The following is a 24,830-nucleotide window of genomic DNA, read 5'->3' as shown; positions in this document are numbered from 1 at the left end:
AAAGAATGGGTTCAGTGTATTGAGTTAGGAATTGTCTGATATTGTCCGGTAGTTCCCATCCAGAAACCCCTTCACAATCGACGTGAGTTCGTCCCAGTCTGTGAATTCCCGCACGCCATCTCTCGGATCGATTTTCCGACCCAACAAGACGACGTGTTTAACGATCTCTTTCTCAAAATATCCGTAGCTGTCGGGTCTCACCGCGCCTGCGACCAATGCTGACGCATCTGGTTCGAAACTCGTTCGCAATAACATCTCGGTTAGGTAGTCGCGGGCTTCCTCGCGCCCCGATGCAAAGGCCGCCTTTAGACCCACAGAAAGCACGAGTGTTTTTCGTTTCACCAACTCGTCTTTGAACGACGCGACAAAAGCTTCGAATGAGGCAGGGTGTCGACGTTCGTGAACAGGAGCCAACAGAACAACGCGATCCACATCGTCCAGTTTTACCTGACCGGAAAGTTGATCGGTATTGATCAGCTTTGTGTCAAAGCCGGATTTCTTCACGACATTGCTGATAAAATGCGCGATTTTGGCCGTCTGGCCCTCAACAGTGGCAAAGACGATAAGTACTGTCATTCCGATCCTCCCACAAATCGGTCTGAGAAGCGTTTCAAGTATTATGAATTGGCGTGAGTTCGCCTTTGATCTTAATCAAAGGCGCAAGTTGAGGCTGGCGATTCCAATACATTGAACGTGTTTCTGAAATTTGCATGACGACGCCTTACGCGGGGAAGAATTTCTGCTGTGATGGCAGGTCTTCTCTACACTACCCAGTGGACGTCCACGCTATCTCAGGGCAAATAACAAGGTTGCGACGCAAACAGTAACATTGACGGACCACACTGCCAGTTTGACCCGTCGGCGCGCGGACAGGTTTCTAAACGGATCAATCATAGTCAAACCTTTCAGACAGAACCCGATGCGAAGGTGTTCCCCGGGCAACAAGGTGATCTTCGACAGTGTCCATCATGGCAGTGGGGCCGCAGAGCACGAAAAGCCAGTTGTCATAATGTTCTGAAGAAAGCGTTCGGTCCAAGAGGGCGCCGTCGATCCAACCTGTTTCACCGCTCCAGTTCTTCGGGGGCTCGGATAGAACAAATACAGTATCGTCCCTGGTCAGTTCTTCCCGATAAACAATCTGCTCCTCGATCCGGTTTCCATAGATGAACTTGATATCGCGTTGCTCTGCGCTCAGGCGAATTTGGCGCAGTATGCTGAGCAAAGGGGCGATGCCGACACCACCTGCGATCAGAACAATGCCTTGTTCAGCGCGTTTGCCGACCGAAAGGTTCCCGTGGGGACCATCGAGATAAGCCAGCGTATCCGGCGCGATCTGCCCGAGACTGCCTGTGAAATCCCCAAGCTCTTTTATCACAAATGAAACTTCGGGACCTTCACCCGGTGCCGAGCTAATCGAAAACGGGTTCTCGCGCTGTGAAAAGACGTTGTGCCCCACATTGAGCCAGGCAAACTGGCCCGCTTCAAAGCTGAGGCCCGGGTGACGGTCCGGTTTGAGGCGCAATTCCCATTGCTTCGGTGTCAGCCGAGTGACCGAGGAAACACGCCACGGTTTCCGCATCTTAAACAAGGGGCGGACGAGATAGACATAAAGTAGAGTACCAACGGCAATGCCGGTCATTGCGAGCCACAGTAATGTGAGTGACGGATGCCCACCGTAGCGACCTGCATAGATTGTGTGATGAAGTAGCAAAACGGCCAATGCCAGAGCTCCGAGACCGTGCAAAAGACGCCATGTTTCGTATTTGTATTCAAGGCTTTTTCGGGCGACCGCCGAGGCGACCAGAACGACGATCAGGAAACAAGCACAAATGCCTGAGGCCAGCGCCGGAAAGTCTGTCGTAATCGTCAGCTGGTGTGATACGTCCCACGGGCGGTGTCCGCCAGAAGGCGTGCCCTGGTAAAGTAGCGGGTGTATCAACGCAAAAACGAGTGCCGCGCGCGCCATCAGCTGATGCATGCGCATGGTCACATCCATGCCCACACCGGACGAAATGAACCTGAAGCGCCCGGAGAGCAGGAACTCTATCAGAATGATCGAAAATCCAATCATTCCCAGCCCGGATGCGAGTTCTTGGTGAAAAGATCGCGGTGGCCAGCCAAGTGACCAGGAAAAGCCCAACGGCGCCAAGATCAGCAGAACATAGATCAGCGCCAGATAGGGCCATTTCATATGGTTTTGCTCCACTGCGCCAGAGTTGGGCCATTCCCGCTGTCTCAAGAGGCTAGGCTAGGCGAGCCCCGGTTGGCGATCAAGCTTCCTGTGATCGGGTGTTTTCCCGTCCGGAACGCTATGCCCGTTGGAGTGCTGTCATGTTCCGAAATGGTGGCAGAAGACTGGCCGGTCCGAACGGCCAGGCGGGAAAAAGATGCGAGCATTCTCTTGCGCAAGATCAAGGTCCTTGACCGGGGTTTCTGCGATAATGCGGCGTCCGCATAGCCGGACAAAAGGAGGAGGTTCAGAAATGCTTGAAGACAAAAAGTCCCCGCAACTTTTCACCGGAACGCATCCGCTCTCCGACAACTTTCGACGTGAAATGGAAACCCTGATGTCGCGGTTCTTAGGAGGCGGCTCTCCGTTCTTACCGCTGGAAACGGCTGCGCAGCGCACGGGTCTGCCATCTCTTGATATGTCCGGCGCAATTTCCCCGGCCATTGATGTTCAAGAGACGGATACGGCAATCGTTCTGACGGCGGAATTGCCCGGTCTGGAAGAGGACGATGTTGAAATCGAAATCAAGGATCGCCGCCTCACCCTGCGAGGCCAGAAGAAGATTACACATGATGAGACGGGCGACCTGCGTGTCAGCGAAAGAAGCTATGGCAGCTTTTCACGGGCAATGACACTGCCGGACACTGTTGATGTCGAGAGTATCTCGGCCACCTTCGACAAGGGTGTTCTGAGCATCAATATGCCGAAAACCGAACCTCGGGATCCCAGCCGCAAGATCAAGGTTTCATCCAAATAGGTGGCATTTCGGCTGGGGCTTGAAACTGAAGGCCGATCATCGGTCGGCCTTCTTTGATTTGCAATCCAAGGAGTGTGCGGTTTGGTGAACCTGCTGGCACGGATTTGATGCTAAACTGACAGAGAAATCCAATCCTTCCTAGCACGCAAAACGAAGCAATAGGTTTTGTACAGCCGTGTGCTAAAGTACCTCTGCGTGGCCTTTGAAAAGGGGGCTAAAATGCGGAACTCAGACGCGGCTGACACAAGCTCATCGCCGTGCCCCGACGAGGGGGACGTGCGTGCCCTCCTTGAAAATTTGACCGGACCGTCGCGCGGGAACGTGAGCTGGCTGGCCGACAATGCCCTTACTGTTTCGGTTGGTGAAAGCCGGGCGTTGAGTCTTCGCCCCAAAGACGACATGCCTCCGCACGACAACGATATCGCAACTCTTCAGTGGGCGGACGGTGTCTATTCAATAACTGCGTCGTCTGGGCGTAATGTCTGGGTGAATGGGCGCAAAATATCGTCCGCAAGTCTCGGGCACGGCGACATGATCGAGTTCGGCGAAAAGGGCCCAATGTCCCGGTACAGGTTATGTAGCAAAACCTACCCGGCGCGTCATACGGTCGAAGAAATCCTAAGTGACGCCTACGCTTACGCCCGAACAAGCCGGCGGCCGTTTGCCAAAAGGATGTCCGGCGCGCTGCGCGACAGCAGTCGTCGGCTAGCGTCTCAGACGACAGTTCTGTTCAGGATCACGGTCGTCGCCGCACTTCTTCTGATCGCGGGCCTTGTGTTTCTGCTTTATCAAAACGATCAAAGGTTGGCGGACAGTATCCAACAGGAATCCCGCAAAATCGAAGCGGTTGCGGTGATGCTTGCGCAGACACGTGAAAATGCGCTGACCCCGGATGATCTGGCCTCGTTGCGGGATGCCTTTGAAAACCAAGTCACGTCGACCGAGCAGCGTCTCGGAACCCTTGAACAGCGAGCAGGCGCGTCGACACGGGTAATTACCGCCTCATCTAAGTCTGTCGCATTCATTCAGGGTGCCTACGGGTTGCGTCATCTGGAAAGCGGGAAGCTCTTGCGGCACATGTTGGGGCCGGACGGAGAAAACCTGAAAACCCCGTTTGGGCAGCCCTGGATCGAACCGGACGGCACGGGCGAACCAGCTGAATTCCAGTTCACGGGAACCGGTTTTCTGCTGGAAGGTGTTCCGCTTATGGCCACCAATCGCCATGTTGCCTTGCCGTGGACGTCCCGCGATCGGGTGGACGCTTTGAAAAGTGCGGGGTTGGAAGCGGAAATGCTGAGGCTGCTGGCCTATTTGCCAGGTCAACCGGATCCGATTGAGGCCAAGTTGGAGAAGTTCAGCGAAACGGCCGATGTCGCTCTTTTGTCAGTAGCTCCTGATCGGGTTCAGGGGCTGGGCGTGCCGTTGGCGGATGAACCGCCAAACGCAGGGGAAGAAGTCTACCTGTTGGGATACCCGACAGGCTTGAAGGCGCTGATTGCGCAGGCGGGGCCGGGCTTTCTTCAAACGCTGGAGAAGGAAGGTTCGGTCAATTTCTGGTCCGTAGCGTCCCGATTGTCCGAGCAAAGCAAGATTCATCCGCTGGCCAGCCGGGGGATCGTTGCCAGAGCAAGCCCGGGTTCCATCGTTTACGACGCCGAAACCACAACCGGCGGAAGCGGAGGACCCGCCTTGAACCGGCGAGGCGAGGTAGTCGCCATCAACGCCGCGATCCTGCCCGAGTTTGGCGGCTCCAACATTGGCGTTCCGGTTGCGCACCTCAAAGAACTGTTGAGCGAGGCAGAAGGCCTGTAGTCAGTCGCTTGTTCGGAAGCGGGACTTCTGTACAAGGAAAACCGCCGCCAGCGGGACCGTGACAGTGATCAGGGCGGCTGCAATCAGCAGATACCCGAGTTGGCTGTAGTCGGCAGTCGAGGTAACGACACCCGTTTCCGGATTGGTCACCGCGCGTGTAACGACGAATGTTTGGTTCAGGTATTTTGTTCCGAGACTGGCCGCCGACAACGCCATGTTGGTGAACGATGCCATCACCGCAAAAAAGGTCGCTTTCAGTTGGACCGGGGCGTTGCGCGCGATCCAGGCCAGCAACGGGACCATGGCAATTTGCCCAAGAGGCGATTCAACAGCCGTGTCGAGAATGGCAATGAACCTGGCGTCGACGACTCCGCCTGTGTGCGCTGCCGTCCATTCATGAACGCCGTAGTAAAGGGCAAGGTTTGGAAGAGAGAGCAGACCAGCCGCGATCGTAAGCACCACCACCACGTGAGCGATTGAGCGTTTGGCCATGAATGGCCGCAGGACGATCAATCCAAGCAATGCCAGCAAGGACGTCAGCAGAGCCAGGATTGCCAAAAACTGCTCGTCGAACCCCAATTCGTCAATTTCAAACCACGTCAGTCCCGGCCCCGGCAGCGGAACTGCACGGAACACGAAAATGATTATTGCCGTACCGACCAGGGCTTTCGCCTGGGCGGGTTCCAGTTCTTTCAGAAGACGGGACATGAGGTACAGGATCACCGTGAGAGAAACGGTAAACACCACCTCTTGTGCGAACTCGAATTCCGCGGTTCCCAACACAATGCTGAACACAACAAACGCGAAGCCACCCAGCAATATGGACCATTTGACCTCGGTCACCTCATCCGGGGTATGCAGTGGGTGACCCTGACGAAGCCGCTGACGTTGTATCAGTGAGTGCAGCACCACACCGCTGACGGACAGCACAGGGATGATCAACGCAATCAGGTAAACCTGGCCGTAGAGAGCAAGCCGTTCAGACTTTTGCAGATCTTCCGTTCCTGAGAATATCCAGATGTTGACGGCTGCAACCGCTGCAAACCCTGAGATGATCGAAACTCTGCCCAAGGTCTGCATTGTCGTGTGCTGGGCGCGGGTTTCTCCAGGCGTAAACGGAAGGCCGTCCTGGTCGACCTTAGGAACTGCCTCGACGGTCATGGCGTCGGCGACAACATCCTGAATGGCATAGCCGGAAGGCGCCAGAAGCAGGGCGACAACATACCAGTCTTCCAGCGGCATGACGCCAGCCATCCGAACAGGCGCGGTCACAAGCCCGTACATTGTGAGCAGGGACAGGGTAATCAGGGACGCGCCAAACAGGATCAACAGGGATTTCCAGCGCCAGAACAGATCCACGATGTGGCCCAGCGGCATTTTGAGAATCCAGGGAAGACCGGCCCAAAATGCCAGACCTGCGACAAAAGACGCTGATAAATCCAAGTAATCCTTCAGAAAAAAAGCACCGACAACCGAGGTCAAACCGGAGACGCCAGCCGCGAAGTAGACCATCAAAGGCGGCAGGTAGGACCATTGCAACTGCTGAGCCAGATCCACAAAGGTTCTGTGCCACCAATCTGAGAGCTGCGTTCCTGTCGAAGATCGGTCAGTGGTCATATGCCAACCTGGAATTGCTGATGGCCCGTTTGCCTTTGCATTTAGTTAGAGAAATCCAGCTCCGAAAAGCAATGCACTGGTGATCACGCCAAGGATCGGAACGAAAAGAGGCACCCGGAAGTGCTCTTCAGACCCGTTCGGTTTCACCTTCAGAAGGATCAGCGAGACATTGACGAGGACAAAGACCCCCAGAACAATCTGTGATGTGCGCTCCGCCAAGATCCCAATCGGTACGGTTTGGGTCAGAAGAAGGATTGTTGCGACAACGAGCAGGGTGGCAACCACAGGCGTCTGGGTTGCTTTAGGCACAATGGCCAAAGCCTTTGGCAGGTGGTCCCTGTCAGCCAGCCCATAGATCACCCGCGATGCCATGATCATCTGGATCAGGACGCCATTAACCGTCGCCACGATCGCAACTGCAGAAAAACCCTGTTTGATCACCTCGGGGGCATTTGCAAAAACAAGTGCAAGTGGCGCAGCAGACGCTGATAGAACATCGATCGGGACAACCAGCAGCACCGTCATCGATGTCCCAAGATACAGTACCGTCGCCAGTATGAGCGTCAGCAAAATTGCTTTCGGGATGGTGCGAACAGGGTCAATTACTTCTTCGGCGACATTTGCCATGTCCTCAAAACCGACAAATGCAAAAAAAGCGAGAAGAGATGCAGCGAAGACGCCTCGCCACGCTTCAAGCTCAAGTGGAGGGAGCATGGAACTGACATTATATCCCTGCGGAGCCTGAACCGACATGCCCCAGCCGATCACAAATAGAAGCCCTGCAATCTCGATGATCGTGATGGCCGCAGCAACAAGCACCGATTCCGTGATCCCCCACAAGGCGATAAGCCCCATAATCAACACAACGCTGACAGTCAGAAACGGTATTGCCAGACCCGTTAATGCGTGAAGATAGGAGGCTGCGCCTATCGCGACGGCAGAGGCCGAGATAACGCCCGAGGCCGCAACCGCCAGACCGACCAGCATTGCCATCCAGTTTTTCTGAAATCCCGCTTCGACATAGGCTGCCTCTCCTGCGCTGACCGGAAATCGCGTTGCGAGTTCTGCATATGAAAGTGCGGTCAGTGAGACGACGAGTGCAGCCACGACAAACGAAAACGCGGCATACGGGCCGGCTATGTCCGCCGTTGCGCCGACGAGCACATAAATTCCTGCTCCGACCGTTACGCCCAGGCCGTAAAGCGTAAGCAACGGTGCTGTAAGGGCCCGTTTGAGTTTCTGTTCTGCTGGTTCAACGGTGCTCATCAGAGTTCATACTGAATGTCTTGCTGGCACGCCGCCAGCGGTGTCGTAGTTGTCACTGTCCGCATTTGGCTGTGCGGCCAGGTCGTGCGATCAAATTCGCGCCGTATTCCTTGCGTTTCAACGTTCAGGCTCTTTGGCGGCCTGTGAACGAAGAGGGGCTCGCCACCACTCCTGCCGAGCCCCCATGTGGAACTTCCACGCTATTCAAATTCCGCTCACTGTAATGTTTGCTTGGGGACAGGTCAGTGAACGTAGATCATGATTAATATTCGCATTTCACTATATGAAGGTTGCAAGTGCATTGATCTGTGTCAATCGATACGTTCTGCGGGCCTCGGTTGGTTGCCTTGGAAAAGACAGTGATCTCCAGTGACTTTAGATTTGATATGGTGCTTTGGTTGGGAAGTTCTGGATATGTGAGGTGCCGTTAATGGTGGTCGCCAAACGTCGCAATAGCCGGCCAGCACGAAACAGAACGTTTTCGTTGAATTCCGTCTTAGTCGCAGGGTCCAAAAAGATTTAACTGATGGATCAGAGGAGCCGATTGTGCCAATAAAACAGGTTTGTTAACGTCGTCCCCGCGCCAGGGAGGGCGCATGTACCTACATGTTGGACTATTCGCATAACGGCTGGCTTGTGGCGGCATCGCTTGCCGTGGCTTTGATGGCCGGTTTTACCGGGCTCTATCTGACGCATGGGGCCTCGAAGCTGAACGACCAAAGACGCAAGTTCATCGTCGCTTTGGCTGCGATCATTCTGGGTGGCGGGATCTGGTCCATGCATTTCGTCGCAATGCTTGGTTTGCAACTGCCAATTCTGTTTTATTACGACGCGCTGATCACATTGATTTCAGCTTTGGTGGCAATTCTGATGGTCGGTCTGGCGCTGCTGCTTTTGCACTTCCGTCCCCGGACGGTGCAAACAATGATCGGCGCCGGTGTCATCGTCGGTCTTGGAATTGTGGTGATGCATTATGTTGGCATGTCAGGGATGCAGCTTTGCCGCCCTGTCTACAATGCCTGGGATGTGGCAATTGCAACGCTTGCGTCGGTTGCGCTCTCCGTTGCTGCCATTTGGGTTGCGTACGACAATCGAACCCAGCGCAGTATCCTGCTGGGCACGGCATGTTTTGGCCTGGCTGTATTCACGATGCACTTCGTGGCAACCGGCCTGACCGACTTTGTCGCGACGGACAACGCAGGCGGAGCCGGACCGGCCCTGAACAATCAGGTTCTTGCGATGGGTGTGACTGTTTCAGTTTTTCTGATTTGTGGTGCTTTTCTGCTGACCGGCATTTCGTTTGTCGGCCCCGAGGCGGCCACCGGCGCTGCGCCTTCTGTGGAACCCGAACCGGAACCGGCGCCGGTCGTACCGCGTGCAGGTGTTCCGTACGAGCGTGACGGCCAAACCTTCTTTGCCCAACCCGGAAAAATAGCCGCAATCCGGGCCGAGGGGCATTACACCGTGCTGTATATGGATGCCGATAAGCTTTTCTGCCCCTGGTCGATTACCGAGGCCGAAAGCCGGCTAAAACCAGATGGTTTCCTGCGGGCGCATCGTAGCTATCTTGTCAATCCCGAACATGTCTCAAGCTTTGAGAGGCACAAGGACAACGGCACCTGCTACTTCGACGGGGTTGACGCGTTGGCCAAGGTTCCGGTCAGCCGATCCCGGCTGACGGACATTCGCGAGGCGCTGGGCCTTTAGTCGCAACTCGTGCAGCTTATTCGCATTTCGTGAAACAAGCTGCGCGCCCCGTTTCCACCCGCTGGAATGGCTGAACACAGTGTTCTTTCCTTACCTCAGGTCCCCCAAGGCATACCGCTCGGACCCAGGGAGGAAAAACATGATACCAGCCGGTTTTGAGTATCACCGGCCAGGCGACATCGCCTCGGCCATTGGAATTCTGCAGGAACACGGAGATGAGGCGCGCGTGATCGCAGGCGGCCACAGCCTGATCCCGATGATGAAGCTTCGCATGGCCGAGATGGGCCATCTGGTTGATCTGCAGGCCATTGATGAACTGAAAGGCATCGAGATCGGGGCTGATACCGTCTCGCTGGGCGCGATGGTCACTCAGCATGAGTTGATCACGCATGACGGTCTGGCATCGGCCGTTCCCTTGATCCGCGAGGCCGCGTTGCAGATTGCTGATCCTCAGGTGCGTTATGTGGGTACGGTTGGCGGCAACGTCGCCAACGGTGATCCGGGCAACGACATGCCTGGCCTGATGCAGTGTCTGAACGCGACGTTCGAACTGTCCGGTCCTGACGGCAACCGCAGCGTGGCAGCCCGTGATTTCTATGAGGCTGCCTATTTCACTGCGCGTGAAGATGAGGAAATCCTGACCCGGATTTCGATCCCGGTACCGGGTGCGGGCGTCGGACAGGCGTATGAAAAGCAGAAGCGCAAGATCGGCGACTACGCGACCGCTGCGGCCGCGGTGATGGTTGGCAACGGCCAGGCCTCGGTCGCTATGACCAATCTGGCGGATACGCCCATCTGGTCTGAGACGGCCAGTTCAGCGTTGGCCGGTGGCGACGTCGACGGCTGCGTCGCAGCAATGCTCGAAGCGATTGATCCAGTGGCTGACAATCGCGGCCCAGTCGAATTCAAAAAACACGTGGCCGCCGTGATGCTGCGCCGTGCCATCGACCGTGCGCGAAGCCGCGCGAGTTGACGGGAGGAACAACAATGTCAAAAATGCACGTAAAACTAACAGTGAACGGCAAACAGGTCGAAGGTCTGGCCGAGCCGCGCACGCTGCTGATCCACTTTCTGCGGGAAGATCTGAAAATCACCGGTCCTCATATCGGTTGCGAGACCAGTCATTGCGGCGCCTGCACCGTGGATATCGATGGCAAGTCCGTCAAATCCTGCACGACATTCGTGGCACAGGTGAACGGTGCCGATATCACCACTGTCGAAGGCCTGACCAATGACGATGGCAGCCTTGGGGTTCTGCAAGAGATGTTCCGCGAACATCACGGGTTGCAGTGCGGTTTCTGCACGCCGGGCATGATTACCCGTGCGCATCGCCTGCTGCAGGAAAACCCGAACCCGACCGAGGAAGAAATCCGCTTTGGCATGGCCGGAAACCTTTGCCGCTGCACCGGGTATCAGAACATTGTCAAGGCGATCTCGGCCTCGGCTGACATGCTGAACGCTCAGAAGGAGGCCGCGGAATGAACGATCAAACCATGACCCCCGAAGAACGCGCCGCCAATCTCAAAGGGATGGGAAGCTCACGCAAACGCGTCGAGGATGTGCGCTTTACCCAAGGCAAGGGCAATTATGTCGATGACATCAAGCTGGACGGGATGCTGTTCGGTGCCTTTGTTCGTTCGCCTTACGCGCATGCTCGCGTTGTCAGTGTAAACAAAGACGCCGCGATGGCCGTGCCCGGTGTTGTTGCCGTGTTGACCGCCGAAGATCTGGCACCGCTGGGTCTGCATTGGATGCCGACGCTGGCCGGTGACAAGCAAATGGTGCTGGCTGATGGCAAAGTTCTCTTCCAGGGCCAGGAAGTCGCCTATGTCGTCGCCGAAAACCGCTATATCGCGGCGGATGCGGCAGAACTGGTTGAGGTTGACTACGAAGAACTTCCAGTCCTGACCGATCCGTTTGAGGCGCTGAAATCGGACGTTGTCCTGCGTGAAGACCTTGCGGGTCAGACAGAGGGCGCACATGGGCCGCGCAAGCACCACAACCACATCTTCACGTGGGAGCAAGGCGACAAGGATGCCACCGAAGCAGTTCTGGGTGAGGCCGATGTCGTAGCTGAAGAGATGGTCTATTACCATCGGACCCATCCGTGTCCGTTGGAGACCTGCGGCTGCGTTGCCTCGATGGATAAGGTAACCGGCAAGCTGACGCTCTACGGCACCTTCCAGGCCCCCCACGCGATCCGAACCGTTGTGTCGCTGATCTCGGGTCTGGCCGAGCACAACATTCGGGTGATCAGCCCTGATATCGGTGGTGGTTTCGGTAACAAGGTGGGCGCTTATGCGGGCTATGTCTGCTCGGTCGTTGCCTCGATTGTCACCGGCCAGCCGGTGAAATGGGTCGAGAACCGGATGGAAAATCTGATGTCCACCGCCTTTGCCCGCGACTACTGGATGCAGGGCAAGATCGCCGCGACCAAGGATGGCAAGATCACTGGTCTCTGGTGCCATACAACAGCGGATCATGGTGGATTTGACGCCTGTGCCGACCCGACCAAATTTCCGGCCGGTTTCATGAACATCTGCACTGGGTCATATGACATCCCAACTGCTTATCTGGCTGTGGATGGGGTTTACACCAACAAGGCACCGGGCGGTGTTGCCTATCGTTGTTCGTTCCGGGTAACCGAGGCCGCTTATTTTATCGAGCGGATGATAGAAGTTTTGGCCATCAAGCTGAACATGGACGCGGCCGAGCTGCGCCGGATCAATTTTATCCGGAAAGATCAATTCCCGTATCAGTCCGCGCTGGGTTGGGAATATGACTCGGGCGATTATCACACTGCGTGGGATAAGGCGTTGAAGGCCGTGGACTATGAAGGTCTTCGGGCGGAACAGGCGCAGCGGATCGAGGATTTCAAGGCCGGCAAAACCCGCAAACTGCTGGGGATTGGTCTGACGCATTTCACGGAAATCGTCGGAGCCGGACCGGTTAAGAACTGCGATATCCTCGGTCTGGGCATGTTCGATAGCTGCGAAATCCGAATACACCCGACAGGTTCCGCCATCGCTCGATTGGGGACGATCAGTCAGGGTCAGGGTCATGCCACTACCTTTGCCCAGATCATTGCCAGCGAGATCGGTCTACCTGCAGATGACATCACGCTGGAGGAGGGCGATACCGATACCGCGCCTTATGGTCTTGGGACCTATGGGTCTCGGTCGACACCTGTGGCCGGTGCGGCAACGGCGATGGCCGCCCGCAAAATCCGCGCCAAGGCGCAGATGATCGCGGCCTACCTGCTGGAAGTCCATGACAACGACGTCGAATGGGACGTGGACCGGTTCTCAGTCAAAGGCGCGCCCGAGCGGTTCAAGACGATGAAGGAGATCGCTTTCGCCGCCTACAATCAGGCGATACCTGGATTGGAACCCGGTCTTGAGGCTGTCAGCTACTATGACCCGCCGAACATGACCTATCCGTTCGGGGCTTATATCTGTGTCATGGAGATCGACGTGGATACCGGCGAATGGGACGTCCGGCAGTTCTACGCGCTGGACGACTGCGGCACCCGGATCAACCCGATGATCATCGAAGGGCAGGTCCATGGCGGTGTGACCGAAGCGCTGGCCATCGCGATGGGTCAGGAGATTGCTTATGATGAGATGGGTAACGTGAAGACCGGTACTCTGATGGACTTCTTCCTGCCCACGGCATGGGAGACGCCCAACTACACCACTGATCACACGGTGACGCCGTCCCCACATCACCCGATCGGTGCCAAGGGCGTGGGCGAGAGCCCGAATGTCGGCGGTGTGCCTGCGTTCTCGAACGCGGTGCATGATGCATTCCGCCCATTTGGCCTTGTTCAGAGCCATATGCCACACGACCACTGGCGTATCTGGAAGATAGCCAACGTTTTGGGAATGCACGGCTAACAGGAAAAGCCGCCGCGCTGAAATGCGGTGCGGCGGCAATCCGGGAGAATGGCATGAGCTTGCAGGACATACAGCAAGGCCTCGCCGAGGTGGGCTATGTTGCCGACGACCGGTTGGCGATGGCACTGCATCTGGCGCAGACCCTTGGGCGTCCGCTGTTGCTGGAAGGCCCGGCTGGGGTCGGTAAAACCGAGGTCGCCAAGGCGTTGGCAGCACAGCGCGCAGCGCGGTTGATCCGGTTGCAATGCTACGAGGGGCTGGATGCCAGCCATGCGATTTATGAGTGGAACTACCAGCGCCAGTTGCTGGCTATTCGCGCAAGCGAAGCACAGGGTGGCACCAGCGAAGCGCAGCTGTTCACCGATGACTATCTGCTGAAGCGACCATTGCTGGAAGCAATCAGCGAAGAAGAGCCACCCGTTCTGCTGATCGATGAAATCGACCGGGCGGATGAGGAGTTTGAGGCCTATCTGCTCGAGATTTTGTCGGACTTTCAGATCACCATTCCGGAACTCGGAACGATCAAGGCGCGTTCGCGGCCTATTGTGATCCTGACTGCGAATGGGACTCGGGACTTGTCGGACGCGCTGCGGCGTCGGTGCCTGTACAGCTTCCTTGACTACCCATCGCGTGAAACGGAAATGGCGATTCTGAAAGCCCGCATGCCCGAAGTCGAAGAGCTACTGGCGCGCCAGATTGTTGGCGTCGTGCAGGCGCTTCGCAAAGAAGACTTGGAGAAGACCCCCGGCATTGCCGAAATGTTGGACTGGGCGGCGGCCCTTTCGGGGCTGGGTGTAAACGACATGGCGCAGTCCCGCGAAGAGGTTCAGGCGACACTGGTCTGTCTTCTGAAAACCGCCGCCGACTATGACGCGGCCCCGCCCGAGGTCATGGATCGTTTGATCGGAAAGGTGGCGTGATGCGAGTCACCCGGTTCCCCACTCGCGCGTCTGGTTTGGCGGATCGCATGTCCGGCTTCATCGCACATCTGCGTATGAACGGAATGCGTGTTGGGCCGGCTGAAACGGGGGACGCATTGGCTGCGCTGGCGGCGGTTGAGGCAACGGATGTCAGACAGGCCCAGCAGGCGCTTTGCGTGTTGCTGGCCGGCAACGCCGACGATTGGCGGCGCTTCGATGACCTGTTCGAAGCCTATTGGTTCAATACCGGAAAGCAGCGCACGGGAACAGCCCAAACGGCGCATGTGCGGGTTCAATCCGCCAAGCCGATGATCTGGCAGCAGGAAAGCCAGGCTGCTCAGGAAACGGAAACGGGCACGGATCAGGCCACTGCGCCTGATCCCGGCGACGGGGAGGCCGTGGGGAGGAACGGGAAGCTGATTGCAACCCGTACGGCCAACCTGTCGCGTCAGGATTTGCGCGAGCTGATGGACGAAGACGCGCTACGTCAGGCGGAACAAGCCGCGACTGCCATCGCGCGCGCAATCCGCGACCGCCGCTCGCGCCGGCGGAAGCAAGCGCTGCGTGGCCCCTCGCTTGATATGCGCCGGATCCAACGCGCCAGCCTTGCAAGGGGCGGAGAACCGATGGACCTGTATCGCCGCGCTCGTCCACCACGCCCGATGCGGATTGTGGCCTTGTGTGACGTAAGCGGTTCGATGACGGTTTATTCGCGGGTTTTTCTGGCCTTCCTCAAAGGTCTGATCGGCAGTGGCACAGAGGCGGACGCCTATCTTTTCCACACCCGCCTGATGCGCGTCACAGATGCGCTGCGCGACCACGACTCGTTGCGCGCGGCAGGGCGGCTGTCGCTGATGGCCGAAGGGTTTGGCGGCGGCACGGATATTTCGGGCAGTCTTGAGCATTTTCTGAATGGATACGGCGCGCGATCTTTGAACGGGCGGACCATCGTGCTGATCTTGTCCGATGGGTATTGCAGTTCCGATCCGCAGGCGCTGGGCGAAGTGCTTGCGCGCATCCGACGTAAAGCGCGGCGGATCGTATGGCTGAACCCCTTGAAAGGTTGGCGTGACTATCAGCCGATTGCTGCCGCGATGCAGGCGGCGGAACCCTATCTGGATGCACATTTGCCAGCCAACACGCTGGAAGCGCTGGCGGCGTTGGAACCGCAGTTTCGTAAGCTGTGAAAGGAGTCCCAAATGGCAAACTTCGACATATTCGACACGATTGAACAGCTGCGCCAAACCGGTGAGGCCTTTTGTGTGGCTACGGTCCTGCGCACGGCGGATGCAACGTCCGCAAAGGCCGGAGGAAAAGCTGCGATCACCAAAGACGGGCGCATTCTTGGACATCTCGGAGGGGCTTGCGTGCAGCGCGCCGTTCGAACCTCGGCCCGGACGGCGCTGACCACCGGCGAGCCGCAGATGATCCGTGTCAAACCTTCGAACAAGGTGGTGAGCATGACAGATCCCGACGGAGTGCAGACCTTCAAAAGCGGCTGCCCCTCGGGCGGCACTGTCGATCTGTTGGTCGAGCCGTATCAACACGCCCCACGTCTGGTGATCTTTGGTGCATCTCCGATTGCCACAGCGCTGGCAGCGCATGGGGCGCTGGCTGGATTTCGCATCTGCCTTGCTGAAGAGGCGGAAACAGAAGGCGACTACGATAGGTTTACGCTGGAAACCATCGACCATTTGGACATCGAATCGCAGGATTTCGTTGTTGTTGCCTCGCAGGGTCGCGGAGACGCTGACGCCCTGAAAGCGGCGCTGCAAACCGAGGCGGCCCATGTCTCCATGGTGGCCAGCCGCCGGAAGGCTGATGCGCTTACGGCAAAACTCATCGCTCAAGGTTTGGCGCCGGAGCGCGCGGCGCAGCTCAAATCCCCGGCCGGGCTGGATATCCATGCGATCGATCCGCATGAAATCGCCCTGTCGATCCTTGCCGAGATCGTGCTGTGGCGAAACACGAACAAATCCAGAGAGGCATCTGATGATGAAAAACGTGCTTAATCGCCCGCGGCGTTTGTGGCCGGTGAGCCCGGACGTAACGCCGGAAGAGGCTACCGAGACCGCACTTCTGGTCTATCCAAGATGTTGTTGAACAAAGGAAACATGAATGGAACCCAGTGACGAAATCCACATTGCCACCCCGCGCGACGTCGTTTACCGCGCTTTGAACGATCCGGATGTCCTGCGCGAGTGCATTCCAGGCTGCGAGGAACTGATCCAGCATTCGCCAGAGCACCTTGAGGCCAAGGTTGTCCTCAAGATCGGCCCGGTCAAAGCGCGGTTCTCGGGTGAGGTGACGCTGGATACTTCAAATGCACCTGAAGGTTTTTCCCTGACCGGGGAAGGCAAAGGCGGCGCGGCTGGGTTTGCCAAAGGTGGTGCCGACGTAACGCTTACCTCAAATGGGGATGAGACCATTCTTGCATACACCGCTAAAGTTGAAGTCGGCGGAAAGATTGCACAATTGGGTAGTCGATTGATTGCGGGCACCGCGAAAAAGCTCTCGGGCAAGTTTTTTACACGTTTTGGCGAGATTGTCTCGGAGCAATCGGTTTCTTAGAACCAGTATCAGTAGAACTTGGGATTGAGTGGCTGGGAATTGATCATCGTTCAGAGGTGACAAAACCCAGCCCATTTGAGTGCCCATCTGGACGTAACCAAACTTGATGCGGTCAAATCCAGTTGTTCTGCAGTGCGATTCACACTTCAAAGATGCGCGTGAACGACGGAAAGGGCGTGGGTTAACGCCCTTTCGGCGAAATCTATCTCGCTTGGAAAGTCGCTGCCCCTTCGGCTTGCGTCTTCCTGCAAGTTATCGCCGACTTTCTGAATGCGTCCCTCCGCAATCGTGCCCCAAACCGCGATATCCTTGATCTTCATCGGGTCTACGGTCAGGGGGTTCTCAGCCAAAATTGTGAAGTTTGCGAGCTTGCCGGGTTCGATGCTGCCCTGTTCTTCTTCAAGGCGGTGAGAATACGCCGCATTGATCGTGACCCCACGCAGGGCCTGTTCGGCAGAGATCTTTTGGTCGCTGCCGGCAACGCGACCGGAACTCGTGATCCGGTTTACCGCACACCACATCAGGAACAGTGGGTCGCCCGGTGCCATGGGCATGTCAGAGTGCAGCGACCACGAGATAGCTGATTTCTCCAGATCGCCCAGCCGCACCATCTGGTCCGCGCGCTCGGGTCCCAGGCCGGTTTCGCTGTAGCGATCTGATAGCGCGGTGACGTAGTAAGGATTGGCGCTGACGATCGCGTCGAGGCGTTTGATACGCTCGACCTGGTCGGGTGCGCTGACGGCGAAGTGGACAATCACCGTACGATGATCAAAACGCGGGTTGCGCAATAGGTTATCTTCCAGCGTGTTCAGAACACGGTCGAGACCGGCATCACCGTTGACATGCACATGCACCTGATAACCGGCGTCCCAATAGACCCGGAAAGCACGCTCGAAAGCGTCCTGATCCATCATCCATTCACCGTGATAGTTACCGATGGCAGGGTCGCGAAGTTGGATCGCGAGGGAATATATGGCACCGTCAGAGAACAGTTTTACGCTGCCCTTTGCCATGCTGGTCATGCCGCCGTACCAGTCGACCAAAGCCTCGGTTTGGCGGATCACGTCGGTATCATGATCGTAAGTAGCAACCAGGCTTTTGCCATCGGGAATGAACGTCCACCGGAAGGGCATCGATGGCGCCGACATCACCGCATTGACCGCATCCTGAATGGGCTTTGCAAGAATACCGCCCGGTTCGTTTCCGAAGGTCACACCCTTGGCGTGCATGTAGTCGCGCATGGTCAGCAGGCCGGAACGGAACTTGTCAGGGTTTGCGACCATCGGCGCTATATTCGGCAAAACGGCAAACAAACCCTGTTCCCAGAAGTGACCATCTTCGAAACTGGATTGCGATTTTTCTGTCTCTGACCAGCTGGCGATCAGGTCTTCGGTGACGCCCGCGGCGTTCATCGCGGCTGTATTCAGGATGAACTCATGGCAGGATCTGGCCCACGCGAATATCGGCCGCTCGGCGCTGATCGTGTCGAGGTCGGCGCGGGTCAGAGGGCCATAGAACGCGGCATGATACCCCCAGGTGAGCAGCGGTTCAGCCGGATCATCCAGCTCGGCTTCGGCTGCCGCAAGGCGCGTCATGAAGTCATCCTTGTCATTGAGGGCAATCGCGGTGCCGTCGGGCAGTTCCCAATCCTCGATGGACAGGATCAGGGATGACATTGTCAATCCAGCCAGTATCGGATGGTCGTGCTGCGCAATGAAACCGGGAACGATAACGTGGTCGTCGAATGTTGTGTCCAGATCGTACGGTTTATCTCCAAGGATGCCCTTGACCTCGTCCAGCGTTCCGGTTGCAAGGATCCGATCATTTATCACCGCAACGGCCTGAGTTGACGGTTGATCCGGGTCGAGCGTCACGATCTCGCGCGCGGTGAAAATCGTGGCGGTCTCCAAACCCAACATCGCACCGCCAATGTCCGAGAGAGAGGTCGCCTGAGCCATTGCCTGTCCGGCCAAAGCCAGGGCAGTTGAGTTGATCAGGGCGAATTTTAGGAAACGCCTTCTGGAAATATCAGTCATTACGTTCTCCGGAAATCACGTTGTTGAGGAAACAGCGGGTACAAATAACGTCAGCACCCATTTAAGCGTAAGGTACTCAAAAATCACCATGTTCTTTCAGATACGGTCCGATTTCCTGAAAGAACTCATCGAACCCCGGATGGCCGCGTATCATGCAATGGTTGGCGCCGGGCAGTTCAACGAACTCAGCCGTCGGGATTTCCCGGGCTGTCTCACGGCCTTCACTGATGGGTGCCGCCATGTCGCCTTGGGCATGCAACACCAAAGTCGGAACACTCAAGCACTGCGCATCTGTGCGTACGTCCATGTAGCTGTTCATTTCCATTATCCGCAAGGCCGTTTCCGGGCTGGCGGAGATGCGTTGCATTTCGTCGAAACTTGCCCCTTCTTCCGGCGTGGCATCCGGCATGTAACAAGACGTGAAGAAATGGCGGTACACCGGGTTGGGGGAGCCCCAGCCGGCCGATACCATGGCGCGAGATGCCTGATAAAACTGTTCGGCTTCGGCGTCCCCGCGCTTCATGCGCCCGCGCAAATAGCCCCCCAGCAGGATAAGAAATTTCACGCGCTTGGGGTGTCTTGCCGCAAATCGAATTGAAAATGCAGACCCCTGACTGATGCCGAACAGGCCAAAACGATCCAGCCCGGCCGCATCGGCCACGGCAATCATGTCGTCGATCATACGATCTTCTGAGATATCATCGACCTCCCAGTCGGAAAGACCATTGCCGCGCTGATCAAACCGGACCAATCGACAGAGTTTGGACATCTCGGACAGGAAATCCCCCCAGACGGGGCTGGTCCACTCATACTCGATGTGATTAAGCCAATTCGGGGCTTTCAGCACAGGTGTACCTTCTCCGGTCGAAGCCCAAGCAAGGTTCACGCCATCTGCCGATTTGCAGAACTTCACGCGCTGTTGCAGTGAAATCTCAGGAGCTGCTCGCACGGGCGCCGCCTGAGGGGACCATTGCCAGACACGAATGGGCCGAGTGATGTTCTTGACGCGTTGGCCGCCCATGTCGCGAAATGGCGCGTCGACCCGGTCCTGAATCGCCTGATGCACGATATCCGAAACGCACACGCCGCCAGGTTCTGCCAATCCTTCAAGCCGTGCGGCGACGTTCACCCCATCTCCGAAGATGTCGCCGTCGTCGAAAATGACATCGCCCAGATTGATGCCGACACGAAATCGAATTCTCTTGTCGTCCTCCAGTTCGGTTTCCCGAAGGCTCATCGCTTGTTGAATGCTGACGGCGCATTGAACCGCGTCCTGAACGGATTCAAATGAGGCCAGCATGCCGTCTCCGGTCGTTTTGATGATGCTTCCTCGGCGCCGGGTTATTTCCGGATCGATTAATTCGCGCCGATGTTTCTTTTGACGTGACAGAACACCCAACTCGTCCACTTCCATCAAGCGCGAGTACCCGACCATATCGGCCGCCATAATGGCTGAGAGGCGTTGTTCCATGGCAATCCCCCCTCTGCGCCAGCGGTGGTTTGATCGCTGTCAATCAGGTGCTGGCGCGAAACAATGACCCCAGTATAGCCGGAAATCTTCAGGCCGTAACGGTGCTCTCAAATGTAGGCTGTTGATGGGGCTGGTGAAGGTTTGAAGAGATCGTGGAATTTTCCGACTTCACTCGAACTGAATAATGACCGCCTCAAAATCCTCGAAGCTTGTGACTTTGGTATGATGACCGCGTCCGAACTTGTCTGCCATGTGCCAAACGTCTCCGGGTCCTATATCCCGAAAATTGCCATCGCTTGCGGTAACGCGGATCGTTCCGGCAAGGCACACCAGCCTTTGCGTCACTGGCGTCGGGTGGATCGGTTCGTTCCAACCTGATCGAAGCCTCAGGAACATGGTCTGTTTGACATGCTCCGGCTCTGAGACCTCAATTGCCTTTGCTGGTGGCGCAAAGCTTCGCTCTGCCACCGAAACTTCGATCTCGGACCAACGGCTTTCGCCTGCGGCGTCGGCATACAGGTTGTAGTACTTCACGATCAAAACCCTTCCGGAAACTTGCCAAAGCCAGGCTGATGGTCAAAATCATCAACCCTAAAGCTGTGAACCAATTGGTAAGATGCTCAAAAAGCCGGCGACGATGTGATCCCATGCCGTACCTGTCGGCTCGGAGTCATATTCCAGGATCGTGCCATCCTCGTTCCGGGTCCGCCACTTAAGTTGGCCTGCACGCTCCAACGTCACGTGATAAGTGTACGCTGGCAGCGCTTGGTCCAGGGCAGCCATGGTTTGACTCGCCAAAGCGGGCGAGTCCATCAGAATCCCCATTTCGGTATTGATGTGGACCGAACGCGGGTCCCAGTTGAACGACCCGACGAACAGATATCGGTCATCCACCGCGAAAGCCTTGGAATGGAGGCCGGATCGGGATTGCGCCCAATTGATACCGCGACGTTGGACTTGGTAGGCATCGGGCCTCAGTTCATACAGGTCGACCCCGCCGCGCAGCATTGCCCGACGTTTCTTGGCGTAGTGGGCGTAGACCGGAGCGACGTCGTTCGAGGCCAGTGAGTTGGTGACAACTTTGACCTCGACTCCGCGGTTTTCCAGTTCGGTCATCCATCTCACGCCATTGTTGCGCGGTACAAAATAGGCCGAGATAATGTTCACTTCGCTTTTGGCATTTTCGAAGTAGGGCAGAAGTTGGGATGCGAGAATTGGATCCGAGTTTTCCAGCCCTGCGGCCTTGGACGGCGGGTCCGCATACAATCGGGCAGGAAGCCAATCCAGTGACAGCGCGCCGTCTGCAAAATTTTCTTCGGCTGATCGTCGCAGGGCGGCGCCGTATTGCGTTTGCTTCGCCTCTTCCACGAGCGCGTTGAGCCTGCCTCGCGCGTCGCTCAGGCTGAAGGCCTCCGGTTCACCGACAACCACGCGGGCAGGGACGGCAAATTCGCTGTTCCAGAATGCGTCGAAGCTTTTGGAGACCTCTTTTACAACAGGACCTGCGGCCAGAACGTCCAGATCGGCATAGTTCATTTCTTTACGGGCCAGAAAGTACTCCGCACCGATGTTTCGCCCACCGACAATCGTGAACACGTTGTCCGCCGTCATGGATTTGTTGTGCATTCGTCGATTGATGCGTTTGAAATCAGTCAGCCCCGCAACCAGCAGGCTTTGATCGCGCCAAAAGGGGTTAAACAGCCGGATTTCGATGTTGTCGTGGTAATCAAGCGCAGCGGTCATCGCGTCGTAGCCGGATGTATCCATGTCATCCAACAGCAACCGGACACGCACCCCCCGATCTGCCGCTTGTAAAAGACTGGCCGCAAAGAGATGCCCGGTCGGATCGTTGTGCAAAAGATAGTATTGGGCGTCGATCGTTTGCTCTGCCGCTGCGGCCATCAATAGCCGTGAGACCAGAGCTTCTTCGCCGTCGCTGATCAGCTTTACACCCGAACGACCGTCTTTTGGGTCTCCGAGACGGTTGACGGTCTGCGCAAGATTGCTGCCCGAGCTTGCAGGAACAGCACTTGATACCGTCTTTTCATATGTACGAACCCGGGGAGAGCATGCAACAAGGCCCAACGTGCAAACGACACAAACCACGATAGCCCATGGTTTCATAGTCTTCCTCCAACCATCCGTTACCAAGTGACTACGTATCAGGGCGCGAATGCAAGTTTCTTCTTTGCAGCGTCTGGTTGTTTCGCATCTGTCCCCGGGCGGTGTGTGGTAGGGATCGCAGTATGGCGACCATTAAAAGCCACCTATTAGCGTGTTGGACTAGGGGGCGAGGCTGGTCGAAGGATATTGGCAAAGGCCTGAATTCGTACCCGTTTTGCCTGAAAATACCCGTTCAGGCGTCGACTGTTCTGATGCTTCCGATCTCGATTTCTCGATTTTGTTTGGACGAGGCAATTGCCGCAAAAACGATGGCCAACGACTTTAGGTTGTTCTTTGCGGATACCGAGGGCACTCGGTCCTCTTCTATCGCACAAAGAAGCTCGCCCATGGTTCCGCGAAACCCGTCGTTGAACCATTGTCCCTTGAGCGCTGGGCGCGCGATGCCCTGCGCTGTCTCAAGCGTCACAGATTGCGATGAAAGATCCGGTCCCCTTGATGTAAGGCTTCCGGTTGTGCCAGCCACATATGTTGTGTCACGCGGGCCAAAAGGAACGCCCCCGTCAAAAATCAGGCTTGCTTGGCCTTGGTCCAAACGCACCAGCGCCTGTGACATCAAAGGGACCTTGTTGGCCTGGCCACGTGCCGGTGTCGCGGTTGCAAAGACGCTTTCCGCCCTGTCGCCAACAAGAGACGCAAGAAAGTCGAACCAATGCACACCAAAATCGTAAAGGATCAGGTGCTCCATTTCGTCAAACGGCGTACCTGCGGTCCAGCCGTGATCCCAGTGAATTGAAACATGTGCAGACAGAACGTCGCCGATCAATCCAACTGAAACCGCCTCGCGCATCCAGGATAGGTGCGGAGCCCAGCGGCCATTTTGGTTTACCGCGAGTTTCACACCCTGATCATCTGCCAGCTTCACAAGGTCATTGCCAAGATCGAGGTCGGTAACAAACGGCTTCTGGCTGAGCACGTGTTTGCCCGCCTGCAAAGCAGCCTTGAGGATTGGCATTCGGTGTTCCGGATGAAGCGTGACGTCGACAACGTCGATTTCACTGTCGGAAAGAAGCGCCTGCCAATCATCTTCGATGCGCGCCGACGGGCAGTATTCGGCGGCCTTTTCTTCGGCTTTCGCGCGCGTCCGGTTCCAGATTGCGGCAATGTCCCAGCCGGCCGTTCGGTAGGCATCCAGATGGCTTACGGAAATTCCGCCCGTACCAATTATTCCGATCCTAGGCCTGTAGTTTTGAGGCACCGGTGGAGAATACGGCAGGTCCGGGGCAGGGACTTCGGGCAACTGGGCTGACTTTAAGGCATACTGGTCGGTTTTGGCACTGTCCTCGCTCATGACAGCAACCTGAGAGTTTGTTTTTCGCGGGCTGAACGGAGCGCGGTATCGACGATCCGCTGTGCTGTCAGACCCAGGGCCGGATCAAGCGGCCCTTCGACCCGGGTTCCATTGGACAAGCAGCCAAGGACGTATTCGATGGCATTTCGTTCGCCAGCAGCCAACGGGGTCACCGGTATCTCGTGCCGTTCGGGTTTTGCGCGGGTCTGAACCGTTATGTGGCTGGCATAGTCGGGCGACGAAATGGTGCCGTCGGTGCCGACAAAAACAAACCCGCAAGTGGGTTGCGGCTGCGTTGTCCAAGGATCGGTGAACGTACCCCAGCGCGTTTCCATCTTCGACAGGCCTGTTTCGTAACGGCACACGGCGATTGCATGCTGATCGACCTCGATACCTGGTGTTTCGTCAACCGTGCATGTGACCTCGATCGGTGCACGGCCGCCCATGAACCAGGTTCCAAGCGTCGCGCCGTATCCCAGGTAATCAAGCAGCGAACCGCCGCCTGATGACCGTTTGTACCACCAGGAGTCCGGCTTTTGACGCTCGACTTCCTCGGGGGTTACTTCGACCTTATCGGCCAAATGGTACAACGGTCCGCGATTTCCGTCATAGAAATGGACCTCACGCAGGTCACCGATCATGCCTTCGTCGATCAACCGCTTGGCCGTCACGTGGCTTTCGACCCATCGCAAGGGCCAGTTGATGACCAGCTGATTTCCGGTTTCGTTCATTGCCGTCATCATCCGGCGGGCATCGTCAACAGATGCGGCAAAGGGTTTTTCGACAAAAACATGCATGTCATGAAGAGCCAGCCGTTCCGTGTAGTTCGCATGTTGCGCTGTCGCCGCGCATAGAATGGCCATATCGTAATGACCCGCAGTCATACATGCGTCGAAGTCCGTAAATACCCGATCATCGGGAATATCGAATGCCTTCACTGCCGCCTGCATTTTGTCCCGATCCGGATCGAAGATCGCGGCGATTTCGGCGTCAGGATGATCGTGCACCATCCGAAGCAAATCACCCATATGCATGTGATCGAAACTGATGCCGACGATCCGGAATTTTGCCATTG

The 24,830-nt window shown here is 56.6% G+C and carries 20 protein-coding genes; 10 read left to right on the top strand and 10 right to left on the bottom strand.

Annotation, left to right across the window (positions count from 1 at the left end):
- Positions 1–24 precede the first annotated feature (24 nt).
- The gene (locus tag ACR0JW_RS16160) at positions 25–576 is read right to left on the bottom strand and encodes a flavodoxin domain-containing protein (RefSeq protein ID WP_170680487.1); all 552 of its coding nucleotides are present in this window, start codon (positions 574–576) and stop codon (positions 25–27) included.
- Positions 577–886: 310 nt separating this feature from the next.
- A complete protein-coding gene (locus ACR0JW_RS16155) occupies positions 887–2,191 on the bottom strand; it encodes a ferredoxin reductase family protein (protein ID WP_170680486.1) in 1,305 nt (434 codons plus the stop codon).
- A 292-nt stretch (positions 2,192–2,483) separates the two neighbouring features.
- Here ACR0JW_RS16155 and ACR0JW_RS16150 point away from each other — a divergent pair, with 292 nt between their 5' ends.
- Positions 2,484–2,987, top strand: coding sequence for an Hsp20/alpha crystallin family protein (locus tag ACR0JW_RS16150; protein ID WP_321253913.1), 504 nt, complete (start codon positions 2,484–2,486; stop codon positions 2,985–2,987).
- Positions 2,988–3,206: 219 nt separating this feature from the next.
- Complete coding sequence (locus ACR0JW_RS16145) at positions 3,207–4,799, top strand: S1 family peptidase (protein ID WP_170680473.1); 1,593 nt, start codon at positions 3,207–3,209, stop codon at positions 4,797–4,799.
- Here the strand turns inward: ACR0JW_RS16145 and ACR0JW_RS16140 are convergent, their stop codons facing one another.
- Positions 4,800–6,416, bottom strand: a complete 1,617-nt coding sequence (locus tag ACR0JW_RS16140) for an MFS transporter (RefSeq protein ID WP_170680472.1) — start codon at positions 6,414–6,416, stop codon at positions 4,800–4,802.
- A gap of 45 nt (positions 6,417–6,461) precedes the next feature.
- Complete coding sequence (locus tag ACR0JW_RS16135) at positions 6,462–7,682, bottom strand: amino acid permease (RefSeq protein ID WP_170824837.1); 1,221 nt, start codon at positions 7,680–7,682, stop codon at positions 6,462–6,464.
- Between the two features lie 606 nt (positions 7,683–8,288).
- On the opposite strand from ACR0JW_RS16135, the gene ACR0JW_RS16130 reads away from it, so the two are divergent.
- The 8 genes from ACR0JW_RS16130 to ACR0JW_RS16095 all read left to right on the top strand — a co-directional run bounded on the left by ACR0JW_RS16130 (position 8,289) and on the right by ACR0JW_RS16095 (position 16,776).
- Positions 8,289–9,389: an MHYT domain-containing protein gene (locus ACR0JW_RS16130; protein ID WP_170680469.1), complete on the top strand. Its 1,101-nt coding sequence runs from the start codon at positions 8,289–8,291 to the stop codon at positions 9,387–9,389.
- A 139-nt stretch (positions 9,390–9,528) separates the two neighbouring features.
- Positions 9,529–10,362 carry an FAD binding domain-containing protein gene (locus ACR0JW_RS16125; RefSeq protein WP_170680468.1) on the top strand — a complete coding sequence of 278 codons (834 nt, stop codon included), beginning with the start codon at positions 9,529–9,531 and terminating at the stop codon, positions 10,360–10,362.
- 14 nt (positions 10,363–10,376) lie between these two features.
- The gene (locus tag ACR0JW_RS16120; RefSeq protein WP_093963851.1) at positions 10,377–10,871 is read left to right on the top strand and encodes a (2Fe-2S)-binding protein; all 495 of its coding nucleotides are present in this window, start codon (positions 10,377–10,379) and stop codon (positions 10,869–10,871) included.
- Positions 10,868–13,285 (top strand): aerobic carbon-monoxide dehydrogenase large subunit, encoded by a 2,418-nt coding sequence (locus ACR0JW_RS16115; protein WP_170680466.1) that lies wholly within the window; start codon positions 10,868–10,870, stop codon positions 13,283–13,285. The genes ACR0JW_RS16120 and ACR0JW_RS16115 overlap by 4 nt, the downstream gene beginning before the upstream one ends.
- 53 nt (positions 13,286–13,338) lie before the next feature.
- A complete protein-coding gene (locus ACR0JW_RS16110; protein ID WP_170680463.1) occupies positions 13,339–14,205 on the top strand; it encodes an AAA family ATPase in 867 nt (288 codons plus the stop codon).
- Entirely contained in the window at positions 14,205–15,392 is a 1,188-nt protein-coding gene (locus ACR0JW_RS16105; RefSeq protein WP_480714208.1) for a vWA domain-containing protein, read from the top strand. The genes ACR0JW_RS16110 and ACR0JW_RS16105 overlap by 1 nt, the downstream gene beginning before the upstream one ends.
- A 12-nt stretch (positions 15,393–15,404) precedes the next feature.
- Entirely contained in the window at positions 15,405–16,217 is an 813-nt protein-coding gene (locus ACR0JW_RS16100; protein ID WP_170680461.1) for an XdhC family protein, read from the top strand.
- Positions 16,218–16,323: 106 nt separating this feature from the next.
- Complete coding sequence (locus tag ACR0JW_RS16095; RefSeq protein ID WP_480714186.1) at positions 16,324–16,776, top strand: SRPBCC family protein; 453 nt, start codon at positions 16,324–16,326, stop codon at positions 16,774–16,776.
- A 146-nt stretch (positions 16,777–16,922) separates the two neighbouring features.
- Here ACR0JW_RS16095 and ACR0JW_RS16090 read toward each other — a convergent pair whose 3' ends face one another.
- The 6 genes from ACR0JW_RS16090 to ACR0JW_RS16065 all read right to left on the bottom strand — a co-directional run bounded on the left by ACR0JW_RS16090 (position 16,923) and on the right by ACR0JW_RS16065 (position 24,828).
- Positions 16,923–18,812, bottom strand: a complete 1,890-nt coding sequence (locus tag ACR0JW_RS16090) for an amidohydrolase (protein WP_170680456.1) — start codon at positions 18,810–18,812, stop codon at positions 16,923–16,925.
- Between the two features lie 76 nt (positions 18,813–18,888).
- Complete coding sequence (locus tag ACR0JW_RS16085; protein WP_170680454.1) at positions 18,889–20,283, bottom strand: alpha/beta fold hydrolase; 1,395 nt, start codon at positions 20,281–20,283, stop codon at positions 18,889–18,891.
- Positions 20,284–20,451: 168 nt separating this feature from the next.
- Positions 20,452–20,817, bottom strand: a complete 366-nt coding sequence (locus ACR0JW_RS16080) for a cupin domain-containing protein (protein WP_170680453.1) — start codon at positions 20,815–20,817, stop codon at positions 20,452–20,454.
- A 57-nt stretch (positions 20,818–20,874) separates the two neighbouring features.
- Positions 20,875–22,407: a phospholipase D family protein gene (locus ACR0JW_RS16075; protein WP_480714185.1), complete on the bottom strand. Its 1,533-nt coding sequence runs from the start codon at positions 22,405–22,407 to the stop codon at positions 20,875–20,877.
- Between the two features lie 232 nt (positions 22,408–22,639).
- Positions 22,640–23,755, bottom strand: coding sequence for a Gfo/Idh/MocA family protein (locus ACR0JW_RS16070; protein ID WP_170680449.1), 1,116 nt, complete (start codon positions 23,753–23,755; stop codon positions 22,640–22,642).
- Complete coding sequence (locus ACR0JW_RS16065; protein WP_170680448.1) at positions 23,752–24,828, bottom strand: Gfo/Idh/MocA family protein; 1,077 nt, start codon at positions 24,826–24,828, stop codon at positions 23,752–23,754. The genes ACR0JW_RS16070 and ACR0JW_RS16065 overlap by 4 nt, the downstream gene beginning before the upstream one ends.
- Between the last annotated feature and the right edge of the window lie 2 nt (positions 24,829–24,830).

It is taken from the genome of Ruegeria sp. BG6 (genome assembly GCF_056538465.1).
Note: the sequence above shows the minus strand (reverse complement) of the source record. Positions and strands in the feature narration are given on the sequence as shown.